This window comes from Cupriavidus taiwanensis, assembly GCF_900250115.1.
In the GTDB taxonomy this organism is placed as follows: Bacteria; Pseudomonadota; Gammaproteobacteria; order Burkholderiales; family Burkholderiaceae; genus Cupriavidus; species Cupriavidus taiwanensis_B.
Window position 1 is genome coordinate 2,161,100 of record NZ_LT984804.1, and the last position, 16,592, is coordinate 2,177,691.

Annotated in this window: 12 protein-coding genes and 1 pseudogene; 7 read left to right on the plus strand and 6 right to left on the minus strand. The window is 67.4% G+C overall.

All coding sequences use genetic code 11. The annotated features are described in order from the left end of the window. Nucleotides 1-14 precede the first annotated feature (14 nt). From CBM2586_RS26395 to CBM2586_RS26425, 7 genes and pseudogenes are all read left to right on the plus strand, one after another. Nucleotides 15-488 carry a chemotaxis protein CheW gene (locus CBM2586_RS26395; protein ID WP_115690765.1) on the plus strand — a complete coding sequence of 158 codons (474 nt, stop codon included), beginning with the start codon at nucleotides 15-17 and terminating at the stop codon, nucleotides 486-488. Beyond that, nucleotides 485-1,764: pseudogene (locus tag CBM2586_RS26400) on the plus strand (CheR family methyltransferase). The gene CBM2586_RS26395 and the pseudogene CBM2586_RS26400 overlap by 4 nt, the downstream one beginning before the upstream one ends. After that, nucleotides 1,757-2,494, plus strand: a complete 738-nt coding sequence (locus CBM2586_RS26405; protein WP_115690767.1) for a chemotaxis protein CheW — start codon at nucleotides 1,757-1,759, stop codon at nucleotides 2,492-2,494. Before CBM2586_RS26400 ends, CBM2586_RS26405 begins: the two are co-directional and overlap by 8 nt. Then, nucleotides 2,491-4,818 (plus strand): hybrid sensor histidine kinase/response regulator, encoded by a 2,328-nt coding sequence (locus CBM2586_RS26410; RefSeq protein WP_115690769.1) that lies wholly within the window; start codon nucleotides 2,491-2,493, stop codon nucleotides 4,816-4,818. The genes CBM2586_RS26405 and CBM2586_RS26410 overlap by 4 nt, the downstream gene beginning before the upstream one ends. Next, nucleotides 4,815-5,855, plus strand: coding sequence for a chemotaxis response regulator protein-glutamate methylesterase (locus CBM2586_RS26415; RefSeq protein ID WP_115666342.1), 1,041 nt, complete (start codon nucleotides 4,815-4,817; stop codon nucleotides 5,853-5,855). Before CBM2586_RS26410 ends, CBM2586_RS26415 begins: the two co-directional genes overlap by 4 nt. Nucleotides 5,856-5,938: 83 nt before the next feature. Beyond that, nucleotides 5,939-6,943 carry a diguanylate cyclase domain-containing protein gene (locus tag CBM2586_RS26420; protein WP_115666570.1) on the plus strand — a complete coding sequence of 335 codons (1,005 nt, stop codon included), beginning with the start codon at nucleotides 5,939-5,941 and terminating at the stop codon, nucleotides 6,941-6,943. A gap of 359 nt (nucleotides 6,944-7,302) precedes the next feature. Beyond that, nucleotides 7,303-8,082 (plus strand): DUF4397 domain-containing protein, encoded by a 780-nt coding sequence (locus CBM2586_RS26425; RefSeq protein ID WP_115666341.1) that lies wholly within the window; start codon nucleotides 7,303-7,305, stop codon nucleotides 8,080-8,082. A 327-nt stretch (nucleotides 8,083-8,409) separates the two neighbouring features. Here the strand turns inward: CBM2586_RS26425 and CBM2586_RS26430 are convergent, their stop codons facing one another. The 6 genes from CBM2586_RS26430 to CBM2586_RS26455 form a co-directional block, all read right to left on the minus strand. Then, nucleotides 8,410-9,300 (minus strand): SMP-30/gluconolactonase/LRE family protein, encoded by an 891-nt coding sequence (locus CBM2586_RS26430; protein WP_115690771.1) that lies wholly within the window; start codon nucleotides 9,298-9,300, stop codon nucleotides 8,410-8,412. Further along, entirely contained in the window at nucleotides 9,297-10,064 is a 768-nt protein-coding gene (locus CBM2586_RS26435) for an SDR family NAD(P)-dependent oxidoreductase (protein WP_115690773.1), read from the minus strand. Before CBM2586_RS26435 ends, CBM2586_RS26430 begins: the two co-directional genes overlap by 4 nt. Nucleotides 10,065-10,118: 54 nt before the next feature. Next, nucleotides 10,119-11,633, minus strand: a complete 1,515-nt coding sequence (locus CBM2586_RS26440; RefSeq protein WP_198035873.1) for a sulfatase family protein — start codon at nucleotides 11,631-11,633, stop codon at nucleotides 10,119-10,121. Between the two features lie 48 nt (nucleotides 11,634-11,681). Next, on the minus strand, nucleotides 11,682-13,508 hold the full coding sequence (locus tag CBM2586_RS26445) for a sulfatase family protein (protein WP_115690775.1): 1,827 nt from the start codon (nucleotides 13,506-13,508) through the stop codon (nucleotides 11,682-11,684). 108 nt (nucleotides 13,509-13,616) lie between these two features. After that, entirely contained in the window at nucleotides 13,617-15,200 is a 1,584-nt protein-coding gene (locus tag CBM2586_RS26450) for a sulfatase-like hydrolase/transferase (protein WP_240988031.1), read from the minus strand. Nucleotides 15,201-15,398: 198 nt separating this feature from the next. Continuing rightward, on the minus strand, nucleotides 15,399-16,592 hold the full coding sequence (locus tag CBM2586_RS26455; RefSeq protein ID WP_373424276.1) for a formylglycine-generating enzyme family protein: 1,194 nt from the start codon (nucleotides 16,590-16,592) through the stop codon (nucleotides 15,399-15,401).

Sequence of the window (16,592 nt, forward strand, 5' to 3'; positions counted from 1 at the left end):
TGCGCGCCGCCGCCATGAAACTCTTCCTGCTGTTCCGCCTTGGCGCCGACCACTACGCGCTCGATGCCACCGAGGTGGCCGAGGTGCTGCCGCTGACGCGGCTGAAGCAGATTCCCGGCGCGCCGGCGTGGGTGGCGGGACTGATGCAGCGGCGCGGCCAGCCGGTGCCGGTGATCGACCTGCCCGCGCTCGCCACCGGCGTGCCCGCGGCGCTGCGCACCAGCACGCGCACGGTGCTGGTCCACTACCGCCGCGCAGAAAGCGGGCCCGTGCGGCTGCTCGGCCTGCGCCTGGAAGCGGCCACCCAGACCCTGCGCTGCCCGGCGGAATCGTTCGTCGACGCCGGCATCGCCGGCGCCAGCCCAACCTATCTCGGACCGGTGCGGCATGACGCGCGCGGGCTGGTGCAATGGGTCAGGGTCGACGCGCTGTTGCCGGACGAAGTCCACGAGATGCTGTTCGCCGACGCCGCCGGGGAGGCCGCGTGAGCACCGCCGCGCATATCGAGGCCCTGCTCAAGGCGCGCATCGGCCTGGACGCCGGCGCCATCGGCAGCGGCGCGGTGGCGCGCGCCGTGCGCGAGCGCCAGCAGGTGCGCCAGGCGCCCGATACCGAGGCCTACTGGCACCTGCTGCAAGGCACCGGCGACGAATTCCAGGCGCTGATCGAAGCCGTGGTGGTGCCCGAGACCTGGTTCTTCCGGCACCGCGAAGCCTTGCTGGCGCTGGGCCGCTTTGCCGCCGAGCGTGCCTTTGCCGACGGCCGGCGCACGCTGCGGCTGCTGAGCCTGCCCTGCTCCACCGGCGAAGAGCCGTATTCGATCGCCATGGCGCTGCTCGACGCGGGCGTGCCGCCGGGGCGCTTCTATATCGACGCGGTCGACATCAGCGCGCGTGCGCTGTCGCGCGCGGGCCAGGGCCAATACGGCGCCAATGCCTTCCGCGGCGCGCCGCTCGACTTCCGCGACCGCTACTTCACCGCCACGCCCAGCGGCTATGCGCTGGACCCGCGTGCGCGCGCAGGTGCGGCTGCTGCAGGGCAACCTGGTCGAGCCCGGCCTGCTGGCGGGCGAGGCGCCTTATGACTTCGTGTTCTGCCGCAACCTGCTGATCTACTTCGACGCCGCCGGACAACGGCAGGCGGTGCAGACGCTGGTGCGCCTGACCATGGCCGACGGCCTGCTTTTCGTCGGCCCGGCCGAGGCCAGCGTGCTGAGCGCGCAGGGGCTGGAGCCGGTCGGCATCCCGCTGTCCTTTGCCTTCCGCAAGCCGCCGGCCGCAGTGCCGCGCGCACGGACCCCGTCGCGTGCGCCGGTCCACGACACCCAGCCGCCCCGCATGGCCGCGCCGCCACGGCTGTTGCGCCCGGCCGCGAGCCTGCGTGCGCCGGCGGTGCGCGCGCCCGCGCCGGCCGCAAGGCTGGTGGCGGATACGCACGCCGACGCGCTGGCCGCCATCGCCGCCATGGCCGACCGCGGGGAACTGGACGCGGCCCCGGCTGCCTGCGTGTCGCTGCTGGACCGTGCCGCGCCGGATGCCGCAGGCACCGCCCTGGCCGATGCCTATGGCATGCTCGGCGTGCTGCACGACGCCGCCGGCCGCACCGCCCAGGCGCACGCGGCCTACCGCAAGGCGCTGTACCTGGATCCGTCGCACCAGGAAAGCCTGTATCACCTGGCCGCGCTGCTCGACCGAAGGCGACCACGACGGCGCCACCCGCCTGCGGCAGCGCGCGCAGCGCCACACCCGCAAGCACCATGGCTGAGACCCGGGCCCATCCCTTTGCCACCGTGGTGCGCGCCGCGGACGTGGACGACTGCTGGCGGCGCATCGGCGTGCGCGGCGACGGCAGCTGCCCGGCGCTGGCCGAACACGCCCATTGCCGCAACTGCCCCACCTATGCGCAGGCCGCCGCGATGTTGCTGGACGCACAGCAGCCTGACCAGGGCCTGCAGGAACTGCCGGATGCCGCCGACCTCGCCGCCGCGGCCGAAGGCGGCGACCAGGACGGCGGCGCAAGCGGCGACGACAACGCGCACAACGCCAGCGCGCTGGCATGCCTGGTGTTCCGCATCGGCGATGAATGGCTGGCGCTGCCGACCGCCGCGCTCGGCGAAGTCACGGCGCCGTGCCCGCTCCACTCGCTGCCCCACCGTCGCGATGCCGCGGTGCTGGGGCTGGCCGCGGTGCGCGGCAACCTGCTGGCCTGCCTGTCGCTGGCGCACCTGTTCGACACCGGCGCGCTGCCGGCCGAACCCGATGCCAACGGCAGCCGCTTCCTGATCCTCGGACAAGGCCGCGCCGCGATCGCCCTGCCGGTGGCCGAGATCGCCGGCATCGTGCGCGTGCGCGGCGCCGCGCTGCTACCGCTGCCCGCCAACCTGGCACGAGGCTCGGCCCGCTATACGCAGGCGCTGTTCGTCGACCAGGGCCGCAGCGTCGGCCTGCTCGACGCCGCCCGGGTACGCCAGGCGCTGGCAAGGAGCCTGGCATGAATCCCGAACAGCTGCGCGACGCCTCGCTGCTGGAACTGTTTGCGCTCGAAGCCGATGCCCAGGCCGAGATCCTCAACGCCGGGCTGCTGGCGCTGGAGCGCAACCCGGGCGCGCCCGAGCAGCTCGAGGCATGCATGCGCGCGGCCCACTCGCTCAAGGGCGCGGCGCGTATCGTCGGGCTCGACGGCGGCGTGCGGCTGGCGCATGCGATGGAAGACTGCCTGGTCGCCGCGCAGGGCGGCATGCCGCTGGCCGCCGCGCATATCGATGCGCTGCTGCAGGGCACCGACCTGCTGCTGCGCATCGGCCATCCGCCCGGCGGCGACCCGGACTGGTCGGAGCACGCCGGCCGTGCCGAGATCGACGCGGTGGTGCAGCGGCTGGGTTCGCTCGACGGCGGCGGCGCGCCGGCGCAGCCCCCCGCACACGGAGCGGCCCCGGCCCGCGCACCTGCCCCTGCCCCTGCCCCTGCGCCCGCGCCTGCGCCTGCGCCTGCCACCGACCCCGAAGCAGTGCCGCCGGCACCGATGGCCGCGCACACCGCGGACGGCCACGAACGCATGCTGCGCGTCAATGCCGATGCCCTGGACCAGCTGCTGTCGCTGTCGGGCGCGGCCATGGTCGAATCGCACTGGCTGCGGCCATTCGGCGACTCGCTGCACAAGGCGCGGCGCCAGCAGGCGCGCGCGCTGCGCGCGGCCGACACGCTGCAGCAGGTCTTGCGCGACAGCCAGGAGGGCGCCGGCGCGCACGCGCTGGCGGCCGCGCAGGCGGCGCTGGCCGAACTGCGCCAGCTGCTCGACGAGGGCCACCAGCAACTGGCGGCGCGGCTGGATGAGTTCGAGCAATATGACCATCGCGCCACGCGGCTGGCGCGCCGGCTCTATGACAGCGCGCTGGCCTCGCGCATGCGGCCACTGTCCGACGGCCTGGCCGGCTACGCGCGCATGGTGCGCGACCTCGGCCGCTCGCTGGGCAAGTCGGTGCACCTGGAACTGTCCGGCGCCGGCACGCAGGTGGACCGCGACATCCTCGAGGCGCTGGACGCGCCGCTGGCGCACCTGCTGCGCAATGCCGTCGACCATGGCATCGAGTCGGCGGAGGTGCGCCAGGCACAGGGCAAGCCGGCGGAGGGCCGCGTGACGCTGCACGCGCGCCACAACGCCGGCCGGCTGCAGATCGAGATCTCCGACGACGGCGCGGGGGTCGACCTGGAAGCGCTGCGGCGCGCCATCGTGCGGCGCCGGCTGGCCTCCGAGGACACGGCGGCGCGGCTGTCGCAGGCAGAGCTGCTCGACTTCCTGCTGCTGCCCGGCTTCAGCATGCGCGACACCGTCTCCGAAGTCTCCGGCCGCGGCGTCGGCCTCGACGCGGTGCAGGAGATGGTGCGCCGCGTGCGCGGCAGCCTGCGCCTGACGCAGCAGCCTGGCCATGGCCTGCACTTCAGCCTGGAACTGCCGCTGACGCTGTCGGTAGTGCGCACGCTGCTGGTCGACGTCGCCGGCGAAGCCTATGCCTTCCCGCTGGGCCGCGTGCTGCGCGCGACCTCGGTGGCGCGCGGCGAGATCGAACAGACCGAAGGCCACCAGCACTTCCGCCACGAGGGCCGCGCCATCGGGCTGGTCAGCGCGGCGCAAGTGCTGCAGCGGGCCGGCGCCGAGGCCGCGGCGGCGCGCGAGCAGGTTCCGGTGGTGGTCATCGGCGAGGGCGAGCGCACCTATGGCATCGCCGTCGACCGCATGCTCGGCGAACGCCTGCTGGTGGTGCAGCCGCTGCCTGCGGCGCTCGGCAAGATCCGCGACATTGCTGCCGGCAGCCTGACCGACGACGGCACGCCGGTGCTGATCTTCGATGTCGAGGACATGATCCGCTCGGTCGAGAAGCTGGTCTCCGAAGGCCGCATCGAAGGCGTGCGTCCGGGCGCGGCGGCCAGCGTGCAGAGCCGCGCGCGGCGGGTCCTGGTAGTGGACGACTCGCTCACCGTGCGCGAGCTGCAGCGCAAGCTGCTGGCCGGGCGCGGCTATGACGTGACGGTGGCGGTCGACGGCATGGACGGCTGGAACGTGCTGCGCGCCGAGCCCTTCGACCTGATCATCACCGACATCGACATGCCGCGCATGGACGGGATCGAGCTGGTGCGCCGGATCCGCCAGGACGCCGCGCTGCGCCAGCTGCCGGTGATGGTGGTGTCGTACAAGGACCGCGAACAGGACCGCCAGCGCGGCCTGGAGGCCGGCGCAGACTATTATCTGGCCAAGGGCAGTTTCCACGACGCCGCGTTGCTCGACGCGGTCCAGGACCTGATCGGCGAGGCACGTCCATGAAAATCGGCATCGTCAATGATTCAGCGCTCGCGGTCGCCGCGCTGCGCCGCGCGCTGGCGCTGGATCCGTCGTTCGAGATCGCGTGGATTGCCGGCGACGGCGCCCAGGCGGTGCAGATGGCCGCGCGCCAGACCCCGGACCTGATCCTGATGGACCTGCTGATGCCGGTCATGGACGGGGTCGAGGCGACGCGCCGGATCATGGCCGCCACGCCCTGCGCCATCGTGGTGGTGACCATGGACCTGGGCCGCAACGCCACGCAGGTGTTCGACGCCATGGGCCACGGCGCCATCGACGCGGTCGATACCCCGACCCTGGCCGAAGCCGATGCGCAGCTGGCCGCCGGCCCGCTGCTGCGCAAGCTGCGCAATATCGCGCGCCTGCTGGCCGGGCGCGTGGCGCCGCAGCACGCGCTGCCGGCGGCGCCGCGCGCCGGCAGCGCGCCGCGGCTGGTGGCGATCGGCGCCTCGGCCGGCGGCCCGGCCGCGCTGGCCACGCTGCTGGGCGCGCTGCCGGCGGACTTCGGCGCCGCGGTGGTCACCGTGCAGCATGTCGACGAGGCCTTTGCCGCCGGCATGGCCGACTGGCTCGACGGACAGTGCGCGCTGCCGGTGCGCATTGCCCGCGTCGGCGAGGCGCCGCAGGCGGGCACCGTGCTGCTGGCCGGCACCAACGACCATCTGCGCCTGGCCAGCCCAAGCCGGCTGGCCTATACCGAACAACCCTGCGACTATCTTTACCGCCCTTCCATCGACGTATTCTTCGAAAGCGTGGTGGAACACTGGCGCGGCGAGGTGATCGGCGTGCTGCTCACCGGCATGGGCCGCGACGGCGCGCTGGGCCTGAAGGCAATGCGCGACCGCGGCTTCCTGACCATCGCCCAGGACCGCGCCACCAGCGCCGTGTACGGCATGCCCAAGGCCGCCGCCGCGCTCGGCGCCGCAGCCGAGATCCTGCCGCTGGCGCGCATCGCGCCGAGGCTGGTGCAGGCGTGCGGCCCGGCGGCGCTGACCAGGCCCGCGCCGCCGCCCGTCTGAAAGAATGCAACCGGTCCCAGGCCGTGCCGGGACCGCGAGAACAGGAATTGAACATGCAACCCGAAACCTCCAACGCCGCCGGCATGCCCGCGCGGACGCCCGCCACCGACAAGCAAGAATACCTGGCCATGGTGCTGCTGGTCGACGACCAGGCCATGGTCGGCGAAGCGGTGCGCCGCGCGCTCGCCACCGAGCCGGATATCGACTTCCATTACTGCTCGCAGCCGGATGAGGCGGTAGCCGTGGCGCAGCGCACCAAGCCCACCGTGATCCTGCAAGACCTGGTGATGCCGGGCGTGGATGGCCTGACACTGGTGCAGCGCTATCGCGACAACCCCGCCACGCGCGATATCCCGATCATCGTGCTGTCGACCAAGGAAGAGGCCGCGACCAAGGGCGCGGCGTTTGCCGCCGGCGCCAACGACTACCTGGTCAAGCTGCCGGACAGCATCGAACTGATCGCACGCATCCGCTATCACTCGCGCTCCTACGTCAACCAGCTGCAGCGCGACGAAGCCTATCGCGCACTGCGCCAAAGCCAGCAGCAACTGCTGGAAACCAACCTGGAACTGCAGCGCCTGACCAACTCGGACGGCCTGACCGGCTTGTCCAACCGGCGCTATTTCGACGAGTACCTCGGCGCGGAATGGCGCCGCGCGCTGCGCGAGCAGACCCAGGTGGCGCTGCTCATGATCGATGTCGACGCGTTCAAGGCCTACAACGACACCTACGGCCACGTCGCCGGCGACGAGGTGCTGCGCCGCGTCGCCACGGTGATCCGCGACAACTGCGTGCGCGCCACCGACCTGCCGGCGCGCTTCGGCGGCGAAGAGTTCGCCATGGTGCTGCCTGCGACCTCGCCGGGCGGCGTGCGGCTGCTCGCGGAGAAGGTGCGGCGCGCGGTGCAGGGGCTGGCCATCGCCCACAGCGGCTCGCCCACCCTCGACTGCGTCACCGTCAGCATCGGCGGCGCGGTGCTGGTGCCACAGCCTGGCACCCAGCCAAGCGAGCTGGTGGAAGCGGCCGACGCGGGGCTCTACCAGGCCAAGCGCAATGGCCGCAACCAGGTCATGATGTCGCCGGGCTGAGCCGCGCCGTCACGCCGGCGCCACGGCTCAAACCCTCGCATCCAACCCGGCGGCAACAACCGGTTACACATCTGCACAGGCGGCAGGGCCGCCTGCGGCCGCGGGCCGTTGCGCCGCGGCGCTTGCACTGCCAAGGCGCACCGCCGTGCGCGCCCGCGCAGGCATCACTTCCTGTCGGAATCGTCCGACATTGAATTCGGAGCGTCGCGCCTGTCTGGCCTAACGCTTCAAACCTATCGTTGCATCACGGCAAGCGTGATCCCGCGCCTGCATACCAGAAAGCAACTGGCCACGCGGCCGCCGCGATCCGCGCCGGCATGGGCCAGCTCGTCTCTGACTCTAACAGCAAGAGGTGACCCATGCTTCGATCCAAGACTCTTTTCCTCGGCCTCGCGCTGGCCGCGACCGCAGTGCTGACAGCGTGTGGCGGCGGCGATGACGGCATCGACGACCGCGTCGGCCTGAGCAAGCCGAGCGTGCGCGTGATCCACGCCGTCACCGGCGGCCCGAATGTCGACGTGCTGCAGAACGGCACGCTCACCAGCATGGTCAACAAGCCCTACAAGTTCGTCTCGACCTACTTCAACGTCGAAACCGGCAACCAGCTGATCTCGTTCAACGCCGCCGGCACGCAGACCGAGCTGGCCCGCTCCAGCCTGGTGGCGGCCACCGGCCACAAGTACACCGTGGTGGCGCTGCCGGGTGCGGCCACCGCGGAAACGGTGACCATCGACGATCCGTTCGGCAAGGGTCTGCTGTCGAACAAGGCGCGCGTGCGCGCGCTGAACGCATCGTTCAATGCGCAGAACATCGACATCTACGTGACCCTGCCCGCGATCGACCTGAACTCGGTCGCGCCGACCTTCGCCGCGGTGGGCTACAAGCAGGCCTCGCCGGCATCGGGCCAGGATTCGATCGACCTGGACGGCAACACCACCTATCGCCTGCGCATCACCCCGGCCGGCACCAAGACCGTGATCTTCGACTCTGGCGCGCTGACGCTGGCGAACAACGCCGACTGGCTGATCACCACCATCCCGTCGGACGGCATCGCCGGCCTGACGCCGAACAAGATCAAGGTGCTGGTGGCACGCGGCGACGACGAGTCGCAAGCCGGCCTGGAACTGGTGACGCAATAACCGCTGCCGCGGTTGCCCGTGGCAGGCGGGCAGCGTGCGGGAGGCCGGTCCGGAAGGACCGGCCTCTTTTTTTAATTCATCGCCGAATCACGGGGAATGCTGGTGGTGCGATGGCTGAGTTCGGCAAGTTTGTGTCAGTCGTCACCGAATTCTCAGTGACTGAACCAAACCGACCAAAGGACGAGTGACTGCACGGGCACGAGCGAGCGTGCTCCAACCTTTAGCGGACATTCATGCGCCCAGCCGAATGCTCACTTCTCGGTGAACTGGAGGCTCACACTTCTTTAGCATGCCGATGATTTGAATGCCAGGGCCAACATCTGGTACTCAATATCTCCGAGAGACCACTTTGCTGAATGCGGGCTGCGGCAAGCCACTCGCCGGCGCGCGAAACAGGAAGAGCCCGCCTGCCAATGGTTGCCGCTCGCGCTCCTCGGGTGAGAGCCCCTTCCAGGCGGTCGTAACGTAGACGCTACGCAGATCGTCTCCGCCAAATGCCAGTTTGGTGACGTTGGCGCATGGGAATTGCACAACGCCCGCCAGCATTCCGTCGGGTGACCAGCGCTCGACCCTTGCGCCGCCGAACAAGGCAATCCAGACAAAGCCATCCGCGTCGACGGCCATTCCGTCGGGGTAGCCGGAGCCGGAAAAGCGGGCAAAAATCCGTTTCTCGGACAGTACGCCGTCATGCCCCACGTCAAAGGCATAGACCCGGCGTCGTACCGTGTCGGCGTGGTAGAGCGTGCGGGCATCCGGGCTCATGGCAGGCCCGTTGGTAATGACATACCCTTCGTCGCGGCGCGATAGTTTTCCGAACTCGCCCATCTGATAGAGGGAACCGCTCGCTGCGGTCTCGGCGTCGTCCATCGTGCCGAACCAGAGGCGGCCATACGGATCGACGAACCCGTCATTGATCCGGTTTCCCGGAAGGTCCGGCTCGACCTCGACCAGCCTGAGGCAGTGCCCTGCGACGGGATCGAAGCTGTAGAGTCCGTCCTGGAGGCCGCAGAGAAAGGATTTTTCGGTAAGCGCCGCAATAAATCCCGGCTGGCATGGAACCGTCCAGCTTTGCTTAGCGCCAGTGGCCGTGCAATAGCGATGAATATTTCTTCCCTTGATGTCAACGAAATAGACCGCGCACTCGGCACCGTGCCAAAGTGGGCCTTCTCCTAGCTCGGCGCTCAGGGGCCATATACAAACAGGTTGGATCGAGTTCATGCGCCGAAGTACCCCGCATCCACAAAATACTCGCGCCCTGAACAGCGCGCGGCGTCATCCGACGCGAGGAACAGTGCCATGCGCGCCACGTGCTCCGGCTCGATGCGCTCAGGAAAGCATTGGCTCTCCAGCAATTTCGCTTCGCTCTCGGGTGTCTGCCAAAGCTGTGTCTGGCGGGGGGTCCGCACTGCGCCAGGCACGATGCAATTGACCCGTATGCCGTGACCACCCAAGTCGCGCGCCAGTCCACGCGTGAGCCCTTCGATGCCGGCTTTCGCCGTCATGTAGACCGACAGGTTCGGCACGGCCACATGCCAGGATGCCGACCCCATGTTCAGGATGGCGCCCCGGCCGATGGTCCGCATGCTGGCGGCCGCAAGCTGCGCACAGAAGAACTGGTGCCGCAGGTTCACGGCGATGCGGTCCTCCCAATAGGAAGGGGTCACGGCATCGACCTGGTGCCGGTCATCGTTCCCGGCGTTGTTGACCAGGACCTCGATCGGGCCAGTGTCCTCGATGATTCCGGCGAACACCGTCCCGACGGCATCCAGGTCGCGCAAGTCGCATCGGTGAAAACAACTATTCATTCCCTCGGTGGCAAGCGAACCCTGAACTTGCAGTGCGTCCTCCTCGGACACGTCGATGAAGTGAACCCGGGCACCCTGCCGGGCGAATGCACCGACCATCGCCGCTCCGATTCCGCTTCCTCCACCAGTGATGGCGACGGTCCTTCCTTTAAGGCTCGGGTAAATGGCGTAAGACATCAAGATTTCCGTTATTTGGTAGTCACTGCCGTTAGAAGGTGAAAGCGTGCTGCGTCAGTACACCCATGTGGTCTCCTTTTTGCACGAGGGCAACTGCCTGGCGAAGCGGCGCGCCCATAACGGCGGCGGCAGTGTCGCGCGCCAGGCGGAAATCTTCGAGACGAGATGTTGGACAATTTCGGGGTGGTCTTTTGAAACGTCCTTCAGTTCGGCTGAATCAGCCTCCAGGTCATAGAGTTCGACCCGGTCATACGCTATCGATTGCCATAGCTTCCATTTGCCCTCACGTGCGGCAAACACCGGGTCCTGCCCCCAAATAAGCACACGCGGTTGCTCGGATGTCCTTCCCTGTGCAGCAGCAATCAAATTCAAGCCCTCCAATGGCTCCGCCGACGAGAGCTCGATGCCGGCGGCCGTCAACACCGTAGGGACCACGTCAAGACTGGAAACCGGCGTATCGACCAACCCCACCGCCGGCATGCCATGCGGCCAGGAGATCAGGAACGGCACGCGAATGCCACCATCGACGTAAGTAAACTTCCCCGCGCCTAGCGGATGGGAGCAGTCACAAGCACCTAGTTGCAACGGGCAGCCATTGTCGGAGATGAGGATGACAAGGGTGTCGTCACGCGTGCCCGTTCTCTCAAGTGCATCCAGGACTCGCCCGACACCATCGTCCAACGCAGAGATCATGGCAACCTGGGTGCGCCGGATCGGGTCCTCGATTCCGGCAAAGCGATCGTAGTAGCGCTGCGGGACCTGAAACGGCCAGTGTGGTGCGTTGTAGGCCAGATAGAGAAAGAACGGCGCATTGCCGCTGGCGTTGCGATCAATGTAGTCGACAGCTCTGTCGGTCAGGTCCTCCGTGAGGTAGCGGCGTTGGTTGCCCACCGGTGTGGCATCGGGGCCCGTTACGATAGCCGCAGCAGGATTTCGCTTGAACGCCTTATCGCGCTTGGATGGCGTGGTAACGATTCCGGGCGTGCCGGGATCCGCGTACTGAGCCTCGCCGCCAAGGAAGCCATAGAACTCGTCGAAGCCGCGCCTCGTCGGATAGAACTGCGGCGCAATGCCGAGATGCCATTTCCCGATTGCCGCCGTCCGGTAGCCGTGGCCTTTCAGGCGATCGGCGATGGTCTTTTCCGTTAGCGGCAATCCTTGTTCGGGATTGGCATCGCCGTCGTCGATGTTGTAGTGGAACCCAACGCGCTGGGGCATGCGCCCCGTCAGCAGGGCCGCGCGCGACATCGCACAGACGGATGCCGCGACATAGCCGTTGGAGAAAGCCGCGCCACGCCGGGCAATCCGGTCAATGTTCGGCGTATGCACAACGTTGCGCCCATAGGCGGACACATCAGGCCATGCCAGATCATCTGCCACGATGACCAGGACATTGGGGCGCTTTGCAGGTAACTGGCTGGATGCTGACGGCTCTGAGCGCGTCTGCGCATGTACAGGAACGGCGTTGAGCAGCGCCACTAGTAGCATCAGCAGCGCAAAGGCGCCATGGATGCCAAAACGGCTAGCTCCCGATTGGTAGCGACAACGCACGGGATTTTGCAGGCTCATGAAGGATCTCCACATTTGCAGTCTTGTATACGAGTCGGGATGCGCGCGCTATGGAGCCTTCTGCACCGTTGCGCTGCCGTCGACGTAGTCAATTTGGGCCGGCGTATAGCCAATGCGCATCGCATTCACGTGCAGGATCTCTCCCGGCCTGAGCGGGATGACTTCGCCGTCATAGACGTTCCAGCTTGGCGGCACCGGCCGCTTGTCGCCGACCTTGGCGAAGCCCTTGCCGAGCAATTCGCCCGCCAGGCGCTCGTAGTCCCAGCTTTGCACCACATGCGTTGCCACGGCCGGCATCGCGGCGGGCCGCTCGATCCAGTAACCGATGGAGGCTCCCGCTGTAGCGCAGGTAATGCGTACGCCATCGCCCGCCTTCTGCACCACGGGTGCCGCAGTCGCGGGCGGCGCGCTACCGCCCAGCCACATCTGACTCAGCATCTCGCGCTCGGGCACGCCGCCCATGTCGCCGTACTTGGCCGTCCACGCGCGGAAGGCTTGTCTCAGCTCCTCGAGCTTGCCCTTGTACCGAGGATCCTCGGCCAGGTTGTGCAACTCCCATGGGTCTTGCTCCGCATCGTAGAGCTCCTCGACCGGCTTGGTCTTGAACCACGCGGCCGTCGCGGGCGGAAGGCTGCCTTCACCCTTGTGCTTCAAAATGTCGCGCATCATGGGCAGCATCATGCGGAACTTGAGGTCCTGGTAGTAGGGCAGCTCGGGCATGTAGTTGTACAGATAGCGATAGCGCTGGTCCCGCACCATCCGTACCCTGTCGTACTCGGTATCCATGCGGTCGCGCGCCGCAAAGACGTAACGGCGCGGGATGCTGGCCCGCTGCTCGCCGAGGAAGGCCTGGCCCTGCATATAGCCGGGAACCGGCACGCCGGCCAGCGAAAGCACCGTCGGCGCCAGGTCGACGCCGCTGACCAGCTCGTCCCTGCGGGTACCTGCCGGCAGACCACCGGGAGATCGCACGATGAAGGGCACATGTGTGCCGCGCTCGAGAATCTCGCGCTTCATCCAGGGCAGGTTGCCGCCGTTGTCGGCGAAGAAGAAGATGATGGTGTTGTCGTACAGGCCATCGTCCTTCAACATCTGGATCAATTCGCCAACCTGCCGGTCCATCAGCTCGATATTGGTGTACATCCGGGCGATATCTCCACGTGCGGCCGCGGTATCCGGAAAGATCGGCGGCACGGATACACGGGCCGGATCTTCGAGCAACGGATCCTTGCGCAGCGCCACCATCGATTCGTGGGTCAGGAAGAAATTGAAGACCGAAAAGAACGGCTTGCCTTTGGGGCGGTTCCGATATGACGCGGACGGCCCGTTCTCATCCCAGACCGTGACGGGTGCCTCGAACTGGTAATCCTGCTTCTGGTTGTTCGTGGTGTAGTAGCCCGCCTTGCGCAGATACTCCGGGAAGGCCTTGACTTGCTCGGGCAGCACGACTGAGTAGGTCGCGGGAATTCCTTCCGGTTTCTGCGGGGCGGCGCGGCCGGGAATCTGTATCTCGCCAGGCCCGGTACGCATGTGGTGCGCGCCCACTGAAGTTGGATACATGCCGGTGATCAGTGCTGCGCGCGCGGGTGCGCAAACGCCCGCGGTCTGGTAGGCGTGGGTGTAGAGCACCCCTTCCCTGGCGAGTTGATCGATATTCGGGGTCTTCACCTCGCGATCACCGTACGCGCCGACGAAGGTCGTGATGTCTTCCACCGTGATCCAGAGGATGTTCGGCTTGTTCGGATTTTCCCCCTGCGTCTGGGCATGAAGCAGGCCTGACTGCGCGGCCACGAGCAACGCGACGCCGTGCATGGTCAAGCGTACTGCGCCAGACAGGCGGGCAAGCGAATTCCTTGTGCGGTTGTAAACGTTCATGCCAGATCGATTCCCGTTGGATTTTGTTCGCTCCGGCAAGCTCAGTGCCTCGCCGCCGGACGCCATTGCATTCGTCTGTCGTGATGACTCGGCGCCACGGCCAAAGCGTCATTCGCCACGTCGTCCCGCGGCGCCGCGCTCGAGAGTCACACGATCGAACTCCGGCGCCGCCGTTGTGATCGAGCGCTCGAATGCCTCGGCATGCTGCTGCAGCCGCAGCAGGATCTCTGGCTCGCTTGCGGCCTTGTCAAACTTCTCGCCAGGATCACGACCCAGGTTGTACAGCGTCGGCGTGGCCAATTTGGCTTGCAGGCCGCCCTCCGGATTGCGTCCGCTGACGTCATAGAAATTGACCTTCCACTCGCCTTCGCGCCAGGCCTGCAGGCGGCCTCGGTAGTAGTACGGCAGCACCTGACGCGGGCTCGGCGCCTGCTCGCGCAGCGTCTTGCCCAGGTCGCTGCCGTCGAGGACGGCGCCGGGCAGCTTCACCCCGGCCAGCGCCGCGAAGGTCGGCAGCAGGTCGTATGTGGCGCCGATGCCGTTCACCACCCCGGGGCGGATCTTGCCCGGCCACCAGAACAGCGCCGGCACACGCGAACCGCCTTCATAGGTCGACGCCTTGCCATCGCGCAGCATGCCAGCCGATCCCACCAGCTCTTCATACAGAATCCAGGGACCGTTGTCGCTGACGAACACGACCAGCGTGTTCTTGGCGTCTGGGCTGCGCCGCACCGCATCCAGCACCCGCCCCACGCTGTGGTCGAGTTCCGCGATGGCGTCACCGACCGGACCACCCTTGCTGCTGCCGACGAACTCGGGAGCCGGCATATGCGGCAGGTGGGGTTTCTCGTAGCCCACCCAGGCGAGGTAAGGCCGGTTGCGCTTGCTGCCGATGAAGTCGACAACGTGGTCGGTCAGCCTCCTGTTGTAGCTGGGCTGCTCCACCGGCTGCTCGAGTACCTGGTCGCGATAGTCGACCTTGCCGTTGACCACCACCCGCTCGCTCGCGATCAGGGGCGAGTTCCAGTAACTGTTCTTCGGATCGCGAAAGGCCGCGACGGCCTGCCGGTAATACAGGGCGAACAGCGCCTTGGGCGACTCGCCCTTGGCATAGCGTTGGCGCAATTCCTTGATGCTGATGCCACCGGGAACACCGGCGAAGTACGCATCGTTCGACATCGGCATGCCCCACCACGAATCGAAGCCGTGCCGCGTGGGGTAGGCACGCGGGGCGTCGCCCAGATGCCATTTTCCGAACAGGGCGGTGGCGTAGCCGGCGTCGTGCAGCAGGGTGGCAACGGTAGTGTCGCGGTCGGGGAAGCCGTAGGGATCGCCTTCGACTTGCACGCTGTTGAGCGCTCCGTACAGACCGGAACGCGTTTCAACCTGCCCGGTCAGCATGGCGCCGCGGCTGGGTGAGCAGACCGGGGAACTGACGTAGAAGTTGGTCCAGCGCTGGCCTTCCGCCGCCATCCGGTCCAGGTTCGGCGTGCGGAACACAGGATGGCCGTAGCTGCCGAGATCGCCCCAGCCCAGGTCGTCGGCAATCAGCAGGATGATGTTGGGACGGGTGTCGCGGCCGGCATCGGGCGCCGCCTGCACCTGGAACACCGGCACGCTGAGCGCCAGGGCCGCCACCGCGTGCAGCATGCGCTGGCGCGTGCCCCGCCTCGCCCACGTTGCGGTCTTCACTGCAAGTTCCGGTGACTGTGCCTGCTGTGCCTGATTCCGCATCGCGGGCACCGTTCCGTTTGAACTACGTTCCATGCTTCGTTTCTCCTCTACCCCGTATGCCAGCCGGCTGGGCCTCGACATTGCTGTACTCGCCCTCACACAGGCAATTGCCTCTTCTTGAGCAACGGGCCTATCCGCCAGGCGCAGTTGTTCTGATCAGTTACTACGCACGTCCTTCCTGCTGTCCTCTCTTGCCTGCCAGGTGTCCTGGTCCATCACCAGCCGGAAGCCAAGGTGCGACATGCTGGTGAATGGATCCGTCCCGCGCCGCGCGCTCGGGCGGTAGCTCAGGCAATAGTCCTGATTGCAAAGGAAGGAGCCGCCGCGAATCACGCGTCTGGGCGCTTGCTCGGGAACGCCGGGCTCCGAAGGATCCCAACTGTCGGCAGGGCCCTGCGGATCGACTTCCTGGCGGCCTGGTGCGGCAACGCGCCTGAACTGGTCCGCGCGATACCAGTCGGCTACCCATTGCCACGCGTTTCCGGTCATGTCGTAGAGTCCATAGCCGTTGGCAGGAAAGGTGCCGGCGGCGCTTGTGCCAAGCGCGCCGCCAGCCTTGGCGCTAACCACGGGGAACGGTTGAGACTGCTGGCCCTGCCAGACATTGGCCATCTGAGCGCCGCCGGGCGAAAACTGATCTCCCCAGGCGTAGGTGGCCTGCTCCATTCCTCCGCGCGCCGCGAATTCCCATTCGGCTTCCGTCGGCAAGCGCTTGCCGGCCCATCTGGCATAGGCTTGCGCATCCTCATAGGACACCTGCACGACCGGGTGATTCTCCTTGCCTTCAATGGAACTGCCCGGGGCGTTCGGGTGACGCCAGTCCGCGCCCGGCACGAATCGCCACCAGCGGGAATAATCCTGCAAAGGCACCGGGCGGTCAGTGCCGACGAACACCATGCCGCCCGGTAGCAGCACACTGTCGGCCGGGCGCGGTGTGCCCGGCGGAACCTGGACCTTGATGGTTTCCCAGTCAGGCTTCCTTTCGGCGGTAGTGACATAGCCGGTTGCCGACACGAACGCGCGAAACTCCGCATTGGTCACGTGATGCTGGTCCATCCAGAAGCCATGCACGCGCGTCTTGTGTGCCGGCCGCTCATTGGCCTGAGCGAGCTTGTGGTCGCTGCCCATCATGAATGTGCCGCCCGGTATCCATGCCATGTTGTGCGGACCCTTGACACCATCGCCGATGATCACCATCGCAGCTTTTCCGCTGCTCGGCGACACGGGCTCGCCCCGCTTGCCACCCGCCCAGGCCACTGCGATGCCGATCGCCGACGCTACGACCATCGCCGTGGCGATCCACGCGCCGGGGCGATGGTGCTGGCGCCCGCCTTGCTTTCTGCTCTTCAT